The organism is Fictibacillus sp. WQ 8-8 (genome assembly GCF_024494405.1).
Lineage (GTDB): Bacteria > Bacillota > Bacilli > Bacillales > Fictibacillaceae > Fictibacillus_C > Fictibacillus_C marinisediminis.
Genome location: NZ_JAMXKG010000004.1, coordinates 60,218 through 76,410 on the forward strand (window position 1 = coordinate 60,218; position 16,193 = coordinate 76,410).

Sequence of the window (16,193 nt, forward strand, 5' to 3'; positions counted from 1 at the left end):
GTTCCCCGCATATCGACCTAGTACTCCCCTTTTACATCCTCCAAATCGGAGTCATATTACTATACAAACATATCATTTACAATACATTCCATAGAAAATACTTCCAAAATACTAATCAACTTTTTTCAATTGAAATGAACTAGGTAAATAGGTTAACTGCAAAGGTCATAGTAAAAAGCATCCTCCTATGAATCGGAGAATGCTTTTTCCTCAAAATATTATTTTACCCAAGAACCAACTATCGGATATTGGTAAGGCCGGTCATTTAATGCACGGAAAATCCCCACTAAAGGGGCGATGATTGCCATTAATCCAAAAACAATCAAGAATGGCAAACCGATGAGTACCCATGAGAAGAATGCCGAGATAGCGATTAACACCCCAATTACAATATGGAAGAGCGCAGCTTGAAGCGCCAGGCTTTTCACTTCCCGATCAGATATCAAAAGGTAAACGATCAGCGGTACGAGTATAGGTGCAAACCACGTACTGGCGTGAATAAGAATTCGAAGTCCTTTATGTTCCAATTATCATAAACTCCTTTTTCTGCTGTAATAAACTATATGTTTAGTTTATTTGATTTCCCCCCATTTTGTAACTCGCCTTGAGTCTAATTTTACATACGCCTCAAGTCTTATGAGTATAAGCGGAATGTGCTTGATGCTGCCAGCGCTGAAGCTGCTCCATTCCTTTACGGCCATTCAGCAGCTGTTCTGCCAGTGCCGTTCCTTCGGCCATGGAAGAGGTATGCCCAAGTATATAGAAGCGCAGCCCTGCGTTTAGAACCACTTGATTCCGATAAGGGGCAATCTCTCCTGATTTTTCTCCTGCTAGCACTCTTTGAATAGTTGTACATTGCACATCAGGAGTCAGGTTCTCTTTGTTTACTTCCTTTGCATGCTTTAATCCATAGTCCTCCGGATTAATAATGATAGATTCACTTTTCTCTTGGGTTACTTCATAAATAAAGCTGCTTCGGTGTACAGGAAGATCTTCTGAACCTTCCACCCCCTGCACGATAAATGCTTTTTCATAGGTTAGCCGCTGAAGGCTGGGTATGATCTTATTGACTGCCGATCGATGAAAAACACCAAGGATAATGTATTTGGCACTCGAAATATCAAGCAGCTTCTCAACCGTGTTCATGATTGTCCGCACACCGATTTCTTTGCGTATTCTTCTTAATGAACCAAGCGGTGGACAAAGCTTTTCCGTCCACCCAAACCCGATCTCTGTCTGATTAAGAGAAGATTCCACTTCTTCCAAGCTATGCGCGATCGGAACCTTTAAGTGTTCCAATATTGTTTTTAATGAAATTCCGTGTTTAGGAGGCAGCGATTCATCCGCATGCAAAAACACTGGCAATCCTTGCTGTGATAACAGGATACTTACAGGAATCGTGGCGGCAAATGAGTTTCTGCCATTGTAAGGGCCACCGCAGTCTAGTATCTTTCGAGTGGTCTGCTGCGTCAAGTGCTCGGTATGGTTTCGGAATTCATGAATAAAAGCGAGAAGTTCATCCGGAGTTTCCATCTTGATGCGTTCGGCCATAAAAAATGCGGCGATTTGGGCATCCGTTGCCTCCCCTGAAGCAATGCACGCAGCAGCTTTAAGCGCCTCTTCATACGTGAGGTCTTTGGCACCCCGTTTTCCTCGTCCTACTTCTTTAATCCATTGCTGCATATCCGTCACCTCTCATATCTGTTAATTTTAGAATTATCTCATTTTTTAGCCTGAAAGAAAATAAAAAAAGAGATTCAGTATAAGAATCTCTTTTCCTGTTTCTCTATTAAAGCATTCCCAGCCTTTTTTTGGTTGCCGGTCCCACAATTCCGTCGACTTTCAGTTTGTTTGCCTTTTGGTACTTGCGTACAGCCGAATCTGTATTTTTCCCGAAAATGCCGTCGATTCCTTTCGTACTGTAACCTTTATTGGTAAGTGTTCTTTGCAGCTCTTTCACTTCGGTTCCTTTGCTCCCAAGCTTCAGGTTCCCAGAGGAGTTCGCAGGAAGTGAGGATGGTTTCAGACCGTTTGCCGCTGCTATGGAATCATAAGATTTGCTCGAACTCGCTATCACCACAGGTGTATTCACTTTCACCTTGCTGAAGAGCCACTGTACTTCGTTGTTGTACATGCGGATACAGCCGGCACTGGCATAGGTGCCAATGGTATTCGGGTTGTTGTTTCCGTGAATAGCGTAAGTGGTACCCCATGTCCCTCTGGCATTTAATCCCAGCCAGCGGTTTCCAAGCGGGTTCCTCGGATCTCCTCCAGGAATATGGCCAGAGTAGTACGGCCGGTTAACGATTTTGTTTACAATTTTGAACTTTCCTTCAGGCGTAAAAGACTTTTCTCGGCCAGTGGCCACTTTGAACACACTGTTCAGCCTGCTGTTTTCATAGTAGGCCAGTTCATTCTTTGATTTGTTGATGATAATGAATTGGCTTACTCCAGCTGCACCGGCAGGCTGAGCAAAAAACAACACAAAACTGAACGTTAAGAGGAGCGCTAAAAATTTTTTCATCTGTTCCCTTCCTTACTTTAAATTTACGTTTGTTGCCAAACAATAAATCATATGCTCCTCCACAGGATTAAGATTACAATCTTTACAAATTTATTTCATTTCAATGACAACCGCTTCTTCGGTATCTTGTTAAAGTTACCAACCCTCTTTCTTTTGGAAAGAAGTCATTGATAATCTGGTGATTTGATCTTATCCTTAGATAAACAAGAGGATGAAAGGAGTAAACCATGAGCACCTTCAAGAATCAGCAGAATGGCATCTTCCCCTCGGTCTGCCCTCTGGATTGTCCGGATCAATGCGGTCTGCTTCTACATAAAACAGATGGGAAAATAACGAAAGTTCAGGGAGATCCAAATCATCCCGTTACAAAAGGGAACATCTGCAACAAGGTAAGAAATATGCCGGAACGAATCTATGATTCGAAGCGGCTGACCTCCCCTTTAAAACGGACAGGCCCTAAAGGGTCGGGGCAATTTGAACCAATTACATGGGACGAGGCAATAGAATCAATCGCCTCCAAATGGAAAAATCTAATAGCATCTGAGGGTCCTGAGAGCATTCTTCCCTACAGTTTTTATGGAAACATGGGGATATTGAGCGCTGAAGGCATGGACAGGCGTTTTTTTCACCGTCTCGGTGCCAGCCGCCTGGACCAGACTATCTGTTCAGTGGCAGGATCGGTTGGCTATAAATACACAATGGGAGGAAGCTTTGGAATCGATCCTGAAGACACCATCCATTCAAAATTAATCATTTTTTGGGGGATAAATGCAGTCAGCACCAACATGCATCAAGTCGCACTGGCGCAAAAAGCACGAAAAAACGGAGCAAAAATCGTCGTTATTGATGTCCATAAGAACCGGACAGGTATTCTAGCAGACTGGTTTATTCCTATTCTTCCGGGAACAGACAGTGCTCTTGCTCTCGGCTTGATGAACCTTCTTTTTGAAGAAGGCCTGGCGGATCTGAAGTTCTTGCAAGAATACTCCATCGGCTATCAAGAACTCCGGGAACATGTAAAACAATATGATCCCCATACCGTAGCAGCGATTACCGGAATTCCGGTTGACGATTTAAAGGAACTTGCAGCGCTATACGGTACCGTCTCACCTTCTTTTATCCGCATCGGAAACGGTCTGCAGCATCATGACAATGGCGGTATGGCTGTCCGTACCATCGCATGCCTTCCAGCCATAACAGGGCAATGGCTTGTAAAAGGCGGTGGCGCGATAAAAGGAAACTCCGGCTACCTTGCCCACAATACAGCAGCGGTTCAACGGCCAGATCTGCTTAAGAATAAAGGGACACGCGTCATTAACATGAACCAGATCGGAAGTGCTTTGCTTGACTTAAAGCCGCCCATCTCATCGATGTTTGTATACAATTGCAATCCAGCTGTAGTAGCTCCGGAAGGGAATAAAGTACGCAAAGGGCTGGAACGGGAAGATCTGTTCATTGTCGTTCACGATCTGTTCCTGACCGAAACAGCATCCTATGCGGACATCGTGCTGCCCGCTACCTCATCGTTTGAAAACACGGATTTTTATACGTCCTACTGGCACAAATACACTCAGATACAGGAACCTGTAATCGAGCCATATGGGGAAAGCAAGTCCAATCCCGATGTTTTCCGCCTACTGGCCGAAGCGATGGGGTTCCAGGATGATGTGTTTACAGATTCTGATGAAGAAATGATTGAACAGGCGTTCCATTACCCGGCCAATTCATATATTGAAGACATTGATTTGCAGGCGTTAAAAGAAAATCAGTTTGTCAAAGCAAAAAACACACCATTGTTTTCAGGAAGACTGCCGACACCAAGCGGGAAAATCGAGCTGTATTCCAAAAAGATGGAGGAAGACGGCTACCCAGCACTGCCGACGTATATTCCACTTCCTGCTGACGGTGATCATCCATTTTTATTCGTACCGGGACCCAATCATAATTTCTTAAACTCGACGTTCAGTAATAACGATAAACATATCCAGTTGGAAAAAACACCTCAGCTGCATATCAATTCCAGAGATGCAGCTGAACTGGACATTGAAAACGGAGAAATGGTAAGAATATGGAACAAACGTGGAGAATGCTTGCTGCAGGCATCCATCGGTGAAAACGTTCTGTCTGGAGTAGCGGTTACACAGGGGCTTTGGGCAGACCTTCCTGGTACAAAACAGTTAGTCAACGTTCTAACGCCTGACCGGGTCGCCGATATGGGCGGCGGTGCGACTTTTTTCTCCGGAAGGATCAGTATTGAAAAAATACAATAAATAACCAATAGGAGGAAACGATGTATCAGAGCAGCATCCGGCCAAAAAATGATGACCGAAAGAACGTGAATACGACTTTGAGCCAGTCATTGTATAAGGAATTAAAAGCATTGGCAGCAAAGCTTGACAGACCTGCAAACGACCTTCTAGAAGAAGGCATGAGGCACGTACTAGAAAAATATAAAAATAAGAGGACTTCAAAATAAGCAAAAAAATAAAGGATGTACGCCCCGCTCATGAGGTGTACATCCTTTTGCTTGTTTCAGGCTGATGCAAGTACAATTGAAGATTGATCCTGCCATCTGATGAAACAGATATCCCTTCACTCTCGAGAGAAAACCGTTGCACAGCGTGCATTTCTTCGTCTGTAAACCCGATTTCTCCCTTTGCATTGATGACCCGATGCCAAGGAAGGCGATGCTTTTTACTCATCGAATGAAGAATTCTCACAACCTGTCTTGCACCGCGGGGACTTCCAGCGAGGCGGGCGATCTGTCCATAAGTCATGACTTTTCCTTCAGGTATTTGTTTTATGATAAGAAGTGCCCGGTCAGTAAACGTCATAGATACACCCCTTTCAACGAGAGGATTACTGTTAGTGTACAACAAAAATTCGGTACAACCCAGTGAGAGCTGTACCTAAAAAACTAAATCTGCCGTTCTTTGATAAATCCACGCTTACTCATAAAAGTAAACAATCTCTTCTCGATAACATTCAGGATTGTCAAAATAGACTGCATGGCCAGCTTCAATACTAACAAGCTCTGTGTTCGGTCTTTTTGACACCATTTCCTGAGCATGCTCAGATGATAGCACGCTGCTTCAATAAGGCCGGAACGCTTGAGGCGGTCCATTCTTTCCAATAGTCCCCGTTTAGTTCACGTTGTGAGCGGAGGATGTCCCCCACGTCGAATGGAAGCCCCCACCTTTTCAATGTTGAGATGATTCAGCAGAGCAATCGCGTCTTCAACATACAAGTCATTTTCATAGCTTGACGGACGGCTGGATTCACCGTGCCCCCTCTGATCAAGCGCAAGGCTTCCTGAATATTTTCGGCTAATCCTTCTGCAAAGCGCCCCTCATTCATGTGTCCGTGCAATGCGAGAATAGTCGTTCCTTCCCCGCCAAAGTCCAAATATGAAAGCCTTGTGTCCGGTCCATCAAAAAACAATCCTTTCTCATTTGTTTTCTTTTTCATCATAAGTGATCTCCCTCTTTCCTAATGTTTAATCAGTAAAGATTAAACATGTTTACGTCATAGCCCTGTTCCTTCAAATAATTAAAGAGCTGCGCCCGGTGATGCTGAGCATGAGTGACGATTTCAATCAGCCATTTGGCCTGCACCGTCCCATGATCTAAATAAAACGGCTTCGTTTTCTTTTGAAGAAATTCTTCATCCGGCATCTGTTCCATATAGCTCCTTACATCCTGCAGCCCATTTTTCATCCTCACGATCCATTGTTCTGGCTCGTGATCAGAGGCAACCTCCGCTTCGAGTTCCCGAACCTCTTCTTCGCTTTTCTCCTGCAGGATCAGAAGGTCAGTAGAAGGCACGGAAACGAGGTGCAACACCAGTTCATGCAAAGATCTCATGTTTTCTCTTGGGCGGTAATCCAAGTGGTTCGGTGATATTTTACCGATTAAATTTGTTGAAGTTCTTACAATCAGCTCCAATTCTTCCAGAAGCATCTCTTTCAATTCGTTTATTCCCTGCATCTTGCTCACTCCATTTCACTTATTTGATTTCTTTAAGTGCTAATGTACCTGTTGTGGTTTCATTGTAGCTTATAATAGTGACAGGGAATGTCATAAATAAAAAATGGAGAAAATTAAAATGTCAAAATCGAAACGTATCCTGGAATTAATGATGACTGTAAACCGAAAAAGAAAGTTTACCGTAAAAGAACTGGCTCAGGAATTTGACGTATCACAACGCACGATACTCCGTGATCTTCAAGAGCTAAGCGAGCTGGGCATCCCTCTGTATTCAGAAGTGGGCCCTCATGGAGGCTACCGGCTACCAGGTGCTGAATGAACGGATACTACCCCCCATCGCTTTTACGGAAGAAGAGGCCGTCTCCATTTTTTTACAGGCCACGCTCTGCGCCATTTCTCATCATTGCCGTTTGAAACGGAATACTCTTCAGCGCTAAACAAATTTTATTTTTATATGTCCGGTGAAGTCAGGGACAGTATTGATGAAATGAAAAATCGTGTAGACATCATCACCCCTCATCGGAGCTCAAAATCTCCCTATCTGTCTGCTCTTCTGAAGGCGTCCATCCAGCAAAAAGTCATTGTGGTGGAATATGCATCTAAGGGTTTAACCACAAAAAGGGAGATCCAGCCGATTGGAATTTATGCAAGCAATGGTTTATGGTACTGTCCTGCTTATTGTTTTCACCGGGAAGATTTTCGGAACTTCCGCTGCGATCGTATCCAAAATGTTGGCTATCCTTCGAAAAAAACTGAACCAATGGACTTTTCCTCGCTTCACCTGGGAAACAGAAGATCCCACAACCAGCCAACAGAAAAACTGGTCAGACTCAAAGTTGAACTGAACAAAGAAGGCGTCAAGCAGTGTGAATCAGAAATTTGGGCCGCACCCTAGCTAAAGACACGAAAAGATGGCACAGGATGGCTAGAGTGTCCAATTCCTATAACCGATTTGGACTATTTTGCGGAATTTTTTATTGGAATGGGTAAAAAAGCGAGGGTAAAGCAGCCTCAAGAATTGCTTGAACTCATGAGGATACGGCTGACGGAATTATTGGACCTTTATAAATAAAAAGGAAAAAACCGGGGTCACAAATGGGCCCGGTTGGTGTTTACGTAAAATATTCAATTTTCGCATTAGGAAAGTATTTGTCAATTTCTGACTCCAGGCTCTCCCGCAGCTCGTGTTCTTCCTCCTTACTGTAGATATACTTTCCAATCCCATAGCGGCCCCACTTATAGCGCCGCTCTTCTTCATTCATCTCAAGTTTCGTTTTTGGATAGTTTTTCTCGATTACCCGTTTGGCTGGTTTTGTAAATCGATGCTGAATCATTTCGAACGTAATATCATCCCTGGCACTTTGGGGAAGTGCGGCATCCAGCTTCTCAAACAATTGACGGTATCCCTCCTGCCAGCCTTCATGGATATAGATAGGCGCTACGATGAAGCCCAGCGGGTATTCCGCATTGACAACCTTTTTTGCAGCCTCTATCCGCATGTCGAGGGGCGATGTTCCCGGTTCAAAATATTTAATCACATAGTCAGCATTCACACTGAAACGGAATCGCGTGCGTCCGTTATGTTTTGCGTCCAGCAGATGATCGACATGATGAAATTTGGTTACAAATCGAAGGCGTCCAAGGTCAGACTGGCCAAAATATTCAATGGCATGCTTCAATGTATGTGTCAAATGATCGATTCCAACAATATCGGACGTACAGGAAGCTTCAAACCGTGTGATCTGCGGAGCTCGTTCTTCCATATATTTTTGAGCCTGGTCCAATATTTCTTCCACGTTCACATAAGTGCGGATATAAGGCTTGCTTCCCATCGTAGTTTGAAGGTAACAGTAATGGCAATGTCCCATGCATCCGGTGGCAAATGGTATGGCATACTCAGCTGACGGTTTCGAGGAATCAAAATTCAAGGTCTTCCGGACGCCGACAACGAGTGTTGATTTGGCATTCCTGTATTTTTGCAGATCGTTATCTCCTGGGATATTTCGTACTTGATTATGTGAGGTTGTTTCCCGGATCTCGAGGCCCATATCTTCAAATTTCTTTTTCAGCTGAACCCCAAGAGGGTACTCCAGCGCTCTCGGTTCAATGTATACCAGCTGCGGTACAAAAGGTTTAATCAAAAATTACACTCCCTTTACTGATACTGTTCATAATCAAAGATTTCTTTATATTGCTGCTCTGCTTCTTCAAAGGTGTCATATACAGCATCATCTTCGGCCAGAAGATGATAGGACTCGTGCAAAAACAGCGCCACTTCATTCTCATGTTCAGGATGCTGGACAATTTCACCCTGCGTAATGTTTGCAACATTCGGCGTATGCGGGTTTCTATAGATGACAAAGACTTGATCGCCGGCTTGATATTCCCTTTTTTGCATGTTGATCCATTCCTTCCTGATAAATTGCTTTCCGTTTCTATCCTTGCCCCTAGCTCCTCTTTTTATGTTAGGCTTCGTTAAAGCATATTGTTGATTTTCAATCATATTGGGCATCGCATACTGATGCTAAAAGAGTCCCTCAAGTCTTTTTCTCCAATAATAAGGGGTGATCGCTGGCGATGATAAGAGCCGGCTGATTTGTGAAACAAATGAAGCGCCCGAAAAGCAGATGGGAAAAGCTTGCTTATACCTTTCTGCTTTTCAGAAGGCGGTTCAATAACACCCCACTAAAAATCAACAACATGGACTAACAGAACTTTATGTTAAAAAAGTATAGAAAAAAGACTTTCCTTATCGGAAAGCCTTCGTTTATTCATCATATGGATTAATGCTGGCCAAGACTTGATGATCCTCCCATTTTCCATTGATCTTTACATTCTTAACAGCCAGGCCTTCTTTATGAAAACCCGCCTTCTCTAAAACCCTGATCGATCCGACGTTATGCGGCATAACACCGGCTTCAATGCGGTGAAGTTTCAGTTCTTCAAATGCATACTGTACGATAAGCTTGGCTGCTTCTGTCGTGTACCCTTTACCATTATGCTCCTGATCCAGGAAATATCCGATGAACGCACTCTGAAGGGAGCCGCGCAGTACTTGAAAAAGATTGATCGTGCCAATTAGCGCATGCTTGTTCTTTGTAAATATACCAAACTGATAATCCGAATCATTTTTTTGAGATTGTTCATATTCTTTTATCCTTTTCCGCTGGCCTTCTATACTGTAAAAATCGTCGGGACGTCCCATGGAAAATCGCTCAAAAAAACAACGATTTTTCTTTTGCAATTCAAGCAGCGCCTCCGCATCTTCCAACGCGAACGGCTTTATGTATATTCTTGCCCCTAACAACAGATTCCCCCCTCTCTTATAAGCGCACCTCATTTGAAACTTCAAACATGTAGCTGACGGTCTGTTTTATTATTTTACTTCATTAATAACCAGTTAAATATTACCATAAAAGGACAAAATTTTCACGTGGTAACTTGTTTTTTCATTCTTTTTACTGTAGCGATGCCTATGATAAAAATACAGAAAACCGCAATAGCCGACACCTGATACCTGCCCAAACTCCAAAGGGAGGAATGGTGTGAAGCGATTTATATAAAAGCAGTGCACAAAATGACAAAATAAATAAGGTCACTGAAAAAAGAAAGAGCAAAACATAATGCACAATATAAAGGATCATGAACCGGCTTAAGGGCATATGCTGAAGCGTTAGCCCCTCCCAAACAAAATCTATTAATCTTTTCATTGCGGCCTCCTTTATAACCATAATAGACATTCGGAGGAAAAGTTATTCGTATATTCTTACTTTCAGCACGTTTTACTTAACACCCTCATTGGCTTCGGCTATAATGTGTATATTCCAATCAGAAAGGTCGGATATTAAAATGCGCCAGCCTCCAGTCTCTATTCCACGTCCCTTAGTACGGCTTAATCAGTGGTTTATTGTCCTTTCTGTTGCGGCAGTTTGGTTGACAGGCTTTGAATGGGTCCTTCTTCTCCCGCTCGCTGCAGGTGTCTCTGGACTTTTGTTCCGGTTTAATCCGGTCATGCAGTTTGGAAAGCTGTTTCTGCAAAAACCACCTTCTTCCTATGTTCCGGAAGAATGGAATCAGCAGCAGTTTAACCAGAAGATTGCAGTGGCATGCCTTTTCTTCGCTTATCTTTCTTATATCCTTCATTACACGATCGCTGCCTATGTATTTACGATTTTGGTTTTCTTTGCCGCTTTTATCGCGATCCTCGGATTTTGCATCGGGTGCTTTATCCGTTTTCAATGGCAGCAGTATCAATTCCGCAGATCATCCAGCCATTAAAAAAGCAGCGTTCCTGAATATATGGAACGCTGCTTTTTTGTTATACGTTTAATATATGCTGTTTTGCTAGAAGAATAAGAGCAGCGATCATTAAGATTCCTGAAACAGCTGCTTCCGTATTGGAGCCCGTCTTGGTATATAGCGGAGACCGAAACCGTAAAGGAATCGGATACAAAAATTGAATGCCTCTGGATGTGCAGGCATCCAGAATGAGATGGCTGATCACACCAGCGAGTAACCCATATTTCAGATTCAGACTGTAGGTTGAATGGAGGTCATCAGCAAGCAGGATGACTGCTGCAATGAACAGCCAGCTATGTGTAATCGTTCGATGACCAAACGTTTTGCTGACAAACTTTGAAAATAGCTTTGTTTTTCGCCCAGCCCATGAATTAGGATGGCATAGGTCTGGAAGCAGACTGCCGAGAAGCCCTGCTCCATAAAAGACAAGCTGATGGTCTAAGGAAGCTGGTCCATCTATCCATTCGTTTACAAGTGCTGCCGCTGCCAAACCTCCCATTAAATGTGTGTTCCCTTTCATCGTTCACCTTTTTTCTTGTTGTTAGTTTACATAATCCTATGCAGGTTAACTAGTAGAGAGAAATAACAAAAGAGCAGCAATTGCTACTCTTTGTTTTCTTCCGTACGGACATGCTCCCATACTTCTGTCACTTCACCTGAATCACTGATATCCACGACATATGAACCGTTATTATACCGATCTGCATTTTTAAGTTTTGCCGGTTCAACCAGTACGATACTGTTGTTCTTTGTTTTTACTTCATAACTGGCATTTGCATTTGCCAGCTCCAGACCGATGACACGGTGTGGATTGCTTTTCAGTTCCCGCAGCATGACAAGCCCGCGTTTTGCTCTTGATGATTTATCAAATTCCGTAATCTTCATTTTTTTAACAGATCCGCGATGTGTAATTAAGACAAGCTGGCTGGCTTCTTTTTCAGGCAGCGCTTTTCCGCTCACAACAAAATCGCCATCTTTAAGGTTTATTCCTTTGACTCCAGCAGCCCGCTGTCCGACCACATTGATCTCTTCCTCACCAAACCAGAGACCGTATCCATAATGTGTAGCAATAAAGACATCCTCACTGCCGTTCGTCAGGTGTACATCGATCAATTCATCGTCGCCTTTAAGCTTGAGAGCCATCAACATCTTGTTATACCGCTGTGCCTTATACTGCATTAACTCTGTTTTCTTTGCCATCCCTTCTTTCGTGAAGAAGACCAGGAATTGATTCTCCTGAAATTCCTTGACAGGTATGACTTTAATCAGCTGTTCATCACGGTCGAATCCAACCATGTTGGCCAAATGCTGGCCTGTATCCTTCCATCGTGCTTCCGGAAGCTCATAGACCGGCATAAAAATGTAATTTCCTTTGCTTGTGAAAATCAATATAGTATCGGTTGTGTTCAGCTGAGAAGCCATCAGAAGCCGGTCAGTCTCTTTCATCCCAGGCGCTTCTCCGTTTGAAGCGGAATAAGAACGAAGGGACGAACGCTTGGAGTAGCCGTCTTTCGTTACGGTGACCATCACTTCTTCTGAAGGAATCATGACCTCCATATTGATTTTGATTTCTTGAATTTCATCTTCAATCTTCGTTCGGCGTTCATCACTATATTTCTTTTTGATTTCAGCCAATTCTTTTTTGATTACATTGAACAATTTAGCTTCACTGTTTAAGATGCCTGTTAAATAAGCAATTTTCTTTTCAAGTTCTGAAGCTTCATTTTCAAGGGTTGTTACGTCCGTATTCGTCAGTCTGTAAAGCTGTAATGTAACGATCGCTTCAGCCTGAGCCTCTGTGAAGGAATATTTTTGAATAAGATTGTCTTTCGCATTCCGCTTATCTTTTGAACCGCGGATGATCGCGATGACTTCATCAAGAATTGAGATCGCTTTAATCAAGCCTTCAACGACATGCTGGCGTTCTTTCGCTTTGTTAAGATCATACTGGGAGCGCTTAGTAACAACTTCTTTCTGGTGCTCGATATAAGCTGAAATGATTTGTTTGAGCCCCATCAACTTCGGCGTCTTATTATGGATGGCGACCATGTTGTAGTTGAACGAGATCTGAAGGTCCGTATTCTTAAACAGAAAAGCTAGTACGCCTTCAGCATTACCGTCTTTTTTCAGTTCAATAACGATACGCATTCCAGTACGGTCGGTTTCATCCCTTACTTCGGAAATTCCCTCAACCTTCTTGTCCAGCCGTAGCTCGTCAATCCGTTTTACCAGGTTGGCTTTGTTTACTTCAAAAGGAATCTCGGTAATAACGATCTGCTGCCTTCCGACCTTTAGATCTTCAATCCGAGTCTTCGCGCGTACGATCACACGGCCTTTACCTGTTTCAAACGCTTTTCTTATGCCTTCTTTTCCTTGTGCGATTCCTCCTGTAGGAAAATCTGGCCCTTTGATTACCGTCATCAGCTCATCGAGAGTCACGTCGGGATTAGCGATCTGCATCGTTACAGCGTCAATAACTTCTCCAAGGTGATGTGGCGGAATGTCTGTAGCATATCCAGCAGATATACCGGTTGATCCGTTGACAAGCAAGTTCGGATATCTTGCAGGAAGTACGACAGGCTCATCAATCGTATCATCAAAGTTTGGTGCGAATTCCACCGTGTTTTTTTCAATATCCCTTAACAGTTCCGAAGAGATTGAAGCGAGCCTTGCTTCGGTATAACGCATGGCCGCTGCCGGGTCTCCGTCGACACTTCCGTTGTTGCCATGCATTTGGATCAGCACGTTTCTAACTTTCCAGTCCTGGCTCATCCGTACCATCGCCTCATAAACGGAAGAATCTCCATGGGGATGATAGTTCCCGATTACGTTACCGACGGTTTTTGCTGATTTTCGGTACGGTTTATCGGCGGTGTTGCCTTCCTGAAACATCGCGTACAGAATACGTCGCTGTACTGGCTTCAGGCCATCCCTGGCATCAGGCAATGCACGGTCCTGAATAATGTATTTACTGTACCTCCCAAAACGGTCTCCGATGACCTCTTCGAGCGGTAAATCCATAAATCGTTCTACTAATGACAAAATCTAAACCTCCTCAGGATACTGCTGATCTGATATGTTTTCATTATCCAGAATGTTGGTATCCTCGTTTAACCCGAACTGAACATGTTCTTCAATCCATTTTCTTCGCGGCTCTACCTTGTCTCCCATCAGCACGGAAACCCTTTTTTCCGCTCTGGCAGCATCGTCGATCTTCACACGGATCAATGTTCTCGTTTCAGGGTCCATCGTTGTTTCCCAGAGCTGATCAGCGTTCATCTCACCAAGTCCTTTATAGCGTTGAATGATATAGCCTTTTCCGACCTTTTTTATCGCCGTTTTTAATTCATCATCATCCCATGCATATTCGATGATTTCTTTTTTTCCGCTTCCTTTGCTCACCTTGTATAGCGGCGGCAGGGCGATGTATACTTTTCCGTTCTCAATCAGCGGTTTCATATAACGGTAAAAGAAAGTCAGCAGCAGGACTTGGATATGCGCGCCATCCGTATCCGCATCGGTCATGATGATGACTTTTTCATAATTAAGGTCTTTCACTGTAAAATCAGAACCTACTCCTGCTCCAAGTGCATGGATGATCGTATTGATTTCTTCATTCTTAAAGATATCCGCAAGTTTTGCTTTTTCTGTATTGATGACCTTACCCCTTAGAGGCAGAATCGCTTGAAAACGCCGGTCACGCCCCTGCTTGGCTGAACCTCCGGCAGAATCACCCTCTACAAGATACAGTTCGTTCTTGGCAGGGTTCTTTGAGGTTGCCGGAGTCAGTTTTCCGCTTAGCATCGTGTCTTTCCGTTTGTTCTTCTTGCCGTTACGCGCATCTTCTCTCGCCTTGCGTGCTGCTTCCCGTGCCTGGGCGGCTTTAACGGCTTTCCTGATCAGCATTTCACTGATCTGAGGGTTTTCCTCAAGGAAGTACGAAAGATTGCCTGAAACGACGCTGTCGACGCTTGATCTGGCATCACTGCTGCCAAGCTTGCTCTTCGTTTGGCCTTCAAATTGAAGCTTTTCTTCCGGAATGCGGACCGAGATAATAGCGGTCAAGCCTTCACGAATGTCGGATCCGTCCAGGTTCTTATCGCGTTCTTTTAAAAGAGATACCTTTCGGGCGTAATCATTCATGATCCGTGTGATAGCGGTTCTAGCACCTGATTCGTGCGTTCCTCCGTCCTTCGTGCGAACGTTGTTAACGAACGAAAGGACGTTTTCTGCGTACCCGTCATTAAACTGAAACGCAAAGTCGACTTCGATGTCATTTTGAGACCCTTCGAAACTGACTACAGGGTGCAGCACATCTTTATCCTCGTTCAAGTACGTGACGAAGGCTTCAATGCCTGACTCATACTGATACGTATCACTCTGTCCGGTCCGTTTGTCCGTCAGTTCAATCTTTACGCCTTTCAATAAGAATGCCGCTTCTCTTAACCGCTCACTAAGCGTTTCATAGTTATAATTGGTCGTGCTGAAGATCGAGGCATCCGGTTTAAAATGAATGATCGTCCCCGTCTTTCTTGTCGTACCGATTTCCTCGAGCGTTGTAACCGGCTTGCCGCCGAATTCAAATCGCTGCTGAAAGATCGTACCGTTCCTGTGAATCGTCACTTCGAGCCATTCAGACAAAGCGTTAACGACTGAGGCGCCTACACCATGGAGACCGCCGGACGTTTTGTATCCGCCCTGGCCAAATTTACCCCCTGCATGCAGAATGGTCAGGATTACTTCCGGTGTCGGCTTGCCCATTCTATGCATACCAGTCGGCATACCCCGGCCTTCGTCTCTGACGCTTACACTGTTGTCTTTATGTATCGTGACATATATATTATTGCCGTGCCCCGCGAGTGCTTCATCGACGGCATTATCTACGATTTCATAAACAAGATGATGCAATCCTCGGCTATCGGTGCTCCCGATATACATACCAGGACGTTTTCTGACCGCTTCAAGGCCTTCTAATACCTGTATGGCATCATCGTTATATTCTAAATGTGGTTTACTAGCCAAAACACTTTCTCCCTTCAAAAAACTTGCAGTATAACTAATCATACCAGAACATTTGTTTCTATTCCAGATAAGAAAAGCGTAAGCGACCTGCTTAGGTTCGACAAGCGCTGGAACTCTTACCAAGCAACACGTTTTTTGTGTTGTGGGGGAAGAGTGAAGCGACCTGGGACGAAATGTGTTTATATTTCGTCTTCAGAGGACCTAAACTGAAGCCAGACATTCCTTCTCTGCCAGCTAATTTTATATTTTCCTGCATCTTAAAAAATGATAGACCGCTTTCTATTTTAACTTTTCTGCTTCAATCGTGCAAAAACCTTTTGAGTTTACACAAAAAACCACCCCATCAAATCGGGTGGTTCAAG

At 43.9% G+C, this 16,193-nt stretch carries 15 protein-coding genes and 1 pseudogene; 4 read left to right on the top strand and 12 right to left on the bottom strand.

Annotated features, from left to right (window positions below; translation table 11 throughout):
• Positions 1 to 218 precede the first annotated feature (218 nt).
• The 3 genes from M1K46_RS09750 to M1K46_RS09760 form a co-directional block, all read right to left on the bottom strand.
• A complete protein-coding gene (locus M1K46_RS09750; RefSeq protein ID WP_062235577.1) occupies positions 219 to 527 on the bottom strand; it encodes a DUF4870 domain-containing protein in 309 nt (102 codons plus the stop codon).
• A 100-nt stretch (positions 528 to 627) separates the two neighbouring features.
• Complete coding sequence (locus M1K46_RS09755) at positions 628 to 1,683, bottom strand: anthranilate phosphoribosyltransferase (protein ID WP_256225897.1); 1,056 nt, start codon at positions 1,681 to 1,683, stop codon at positions 628 to 630.
• 106 nt (positions 1,684 to 1,789) lie between these two features.
• Positions 1,790 to 2,524: a L,D-transpeptidase family protein gene (locus M1K46_RS09760; protein ID WP_256225898.1), complete on the bottom strand. Its 735-nt coding sequence runs from the start codon at positions 2,522 to 2,524 to the stop codon at positions 1,790 to 1,792.
• Positions 2,525 to 2,751: 227 nt separating this feature from the next.
• Here M1K46_RS09760 and M1K46_RS09765 point away from each other — a divergent pair, with 227 nt between their 5' ends.
• Positions 2,752 to 4,794, top strand: a complete 2,043-nt coding sequence (locus tag M1K46_RS09765; protein ID WP_256225899.1) for a molybdopterin oxidoreductase family protein — start codon at positions 2,752 to 2,754, stop codon at positions 4,792 to 4,794.
• A gap of 20 nt (positions 4,795 to 4,814) precedes the next feature.
• On the top strand, positions 4,815 to 5,000 hold the full coding sequence (locus M1K46_RS09770) for a ribbon-helix-helix domain-containing protein (protein WP_053358194.1): 186 nt from the start codon (positions 4,815 to 4,817) through the stop codon (positions 4,998 to 5,000).
• Between the two features lie 28 nt (positions 5,001 to 5,028).
• Here the strand turns inward: M1K46_RS09770 and M1K46_RS09775 are convergent, their stop codons facing one another.
• From M1K46_RS09775 to M1K46_RS09785, 3 genes are all read right to left on the bottom strand, one after another.
• On the bottom strand, positions 5,029 to 5,358 hold the full coding sequence (locus M1K46_RS09775) for an MGMT family protein (RefSeq protein ID WP_062235567.1): 330 nt from the start codon (positions 5,356 to 5,358) through the stop codon (positions 5,029 to 5,031).
• A 382-nt stretch (positions 5,359 to 5,740) separates the two neighbouring features.
• Positions 5,741 to 5,992, bottom strand: a complete 252-nt coding sequence (locus M1K46_RS09780) for a hypothetical protein (protein WP_256225900.1) — start codon at positions 5,990 to 5,992, stop codon at positions 5,741 to 5,743.
• 32 nt (positions 5,993 to 6,024) lie between these two features.
• Positions 6,025 to 6,510, bottom strand: a complete 486-nt coding sequence (locus tag M1K46_RS09785; protein ID WP_256225901.1) for a DinB family protein — start codon at positions 6,508 to 6,510, stop codon at positions 6,025 to 6,027.
• Positions 6,511 to 6,628: 118 nt separating this feature from the next.
• Between M1K46_RS09785 and M1K46_RS09790 the strand changes: the two are divergent.
• Positions 6,629 to 7,582 (top strand): annotated as a pseudogene (locus M1K46_RS09790) (helix-turn-helix transcriptional regulator).
• 40 nt (positions 7,583 to 7,622) lie between these two features.
• On the opposite strand, the gene splB reads toward M1K46_RS09790, so the two are convergent.
• From splB to M1K46_RS09805, 3 genes are all read right to left on the bottom strand, one after another.
• The gene (gene splB / locus M1K46_RS09795) at positions 7,623 to 8,651 is read right to left on the bottom strand and encodes a spore photoproduct lyase (protein ID WP_256225902.1); all 1,029 of its coding nucleotides are present in this window, start codon (positions 8,649 to 8,651) and stop codon (positions 7,623 to 7,625) included.
• A 14-nt stretch (positions 8,652 to 8,665) separates the two neighbouring features.
• Positions 8,666 to 8,908, bottom strand: a complete 243-nt coding sequence (locus M1K46_RS09800; RefSeq protein WP_256225903.1) for a transcriptional regulator SplA domain-containing protein — start codon at positions 8,906 to 8,908, stop codon at positions 8,666 to 8,668.
• A gap of 369 nt (positions 8,909 to 9,277) precedes the next feature.
• Positions 9,278 to 9,820 (bottom strand): GNAT family N-acetyltransferase, encoded by a 543-nt coding sequence (locus tag M1K46_RS09805; RefSeq protein WP_091005286.1) that lies wholly within the window; start codon positions 9,818 to 9,820, stop codon positions 9,278 to 9,280.
• Between the two features lie 539 nt (positions 9,821 to 10,359).
• Here M1K46_RS09805 and M1K46_RS09810 point away from each other — a divergent pair.
• Positions 10,360 to 10,788 (top strand): DUF4395 domain-containing protein, encoded by a 429-nt coding sequence (locus tag M1K46_RS09810; protein WP_256225904.1) that lies wholly within the window; start codon positions 10,360 to 10,362, stop codon positions 10,786 to 10,788.
• Positions 10,789 to 10,828: 40 nt separating this feature from the next.
• On the opposite strand, the gene M1K46_RS09815 is transcribed toward M1K46_RS09810, so the two are convergent.
• The 3 genes from M1K46_RS09815 to parE form a co-directional block, all read right to left on the bottom strand.
• Complete coding sequence (locus tag M1K46_RS09815) at positions 10,829 to 11,329, bottom strand: metal-dependent hydrolase (protein WP_053358185.1); 501 nt, start codon at positions 11,327 to 11,329, stop codon at positions 10,829 to 10,831.
• 83 nt (positions 11,330 to 11,412) lie between these two features.
• Positions 11,413 to 13,851 (bottom strand): DNA topoisomerase IV subunit A, encoded by a 2,439-nt coding sequence (parC, locus tag M1K46_RS09820; protein WP_256225905.1) that lies wholly within the window; start codon positions 13,849 to 13,851, stop codon positions 11,413 to 11,415.
• A 3-nt stretch (positions 13,852 to 13,854) separates the two neighbouring features.
• A complete protein-coding gene (gene parE / locus M1K46_RS09825; RefSeq protein WP_256225906.1) occupies positions 13,855 to 15,831 on the bottom strand; it encodes a DNA topoisomerase IV subunit B in 1,977 nt (658 codons plus the stop codon).
• Positions 15,832 to 16,193: the final 362 nt, after the last annotated feature.

What these genes read in the sequence shown, in the direction of transcription:
- M1K46_RS09755 (WP_256225897.1), bottom strand. Translation starts at nt 1,683, where the DNA reads ATGCAGCAATGGATTAAAGAAGTAGGACGAGGAAAACGGGGTGCCAAA.
- M1K46_RS09760 (WP_256225898.1), bottom strand. Translation starts at nt 2,524, where the DNA reads ATGAAAAAATTTTTAGCGCTCCTCTTAACGTTCAGTTTTGTGTTGTTT.
- M1K46_RS09765 (WP_256225899.1), top strand. Translation starts at nt 2,752, where the DNA reads ATGAGCACCTTCAAGAATCAGCAGAATGGCATCTTCCCCTCGGTCTGC.
- M1K46_RS09770 (WP_053358194.1), top strand. Translation starts at nt 4,815, where the DNA reads ATGTATCAGAGCAGCATCCGGCCAAAAAATGATGACCGAAAGAACGTG.
- M1K46_RS09775 (WP_062235567.1), bottom strand. Translation starts at nt 5,358, where the DNA reads ATGACGTTTACTGACCGGGCACTTCTTATCATAAAACAAATACCTGAA.
- M1K46_RS09780 (WP_256225900.1), bottom strand. Translation starts at nt 5,992, where the DNA reads ATGAAAAAGAAAACAAATGAGAAAGGATTGTTTTTTGATGGACCGGAC.
- M1K46_RS09785 (WP_256225901.1), bottom strand. Translation starts at nt 6,510, where the DNA reads ATGCAGGGAATAAACGAATTGAAAGAGATGCTTCTGGAAGAATTGGAG.
- M1K46_RS09800 (WP_256225903.1), bottom strand. Translation starts at nt 8,908, where the DNA reads ATGCAAAAAAGGGAATATCAAGCCGGCGATCAAGTCTTTGTCATCTAT.
- M1K46_RS09810 (WP_256225904.1), top strand. Translation starts at nt 10,360, where the DNA reads ATGCGCCAGCCTCCAGTCTCTATTCCACGTCCCTTAGTACGGCTTAAT.
- M1K46_RS09815 (WP_053358185.1), bottom strand. Translation starts at nt 11,329, where the DNA reads ATGAAAGGGAACACACATTTAATGGGAGGTTTGGCAGCGGCAGCACTT.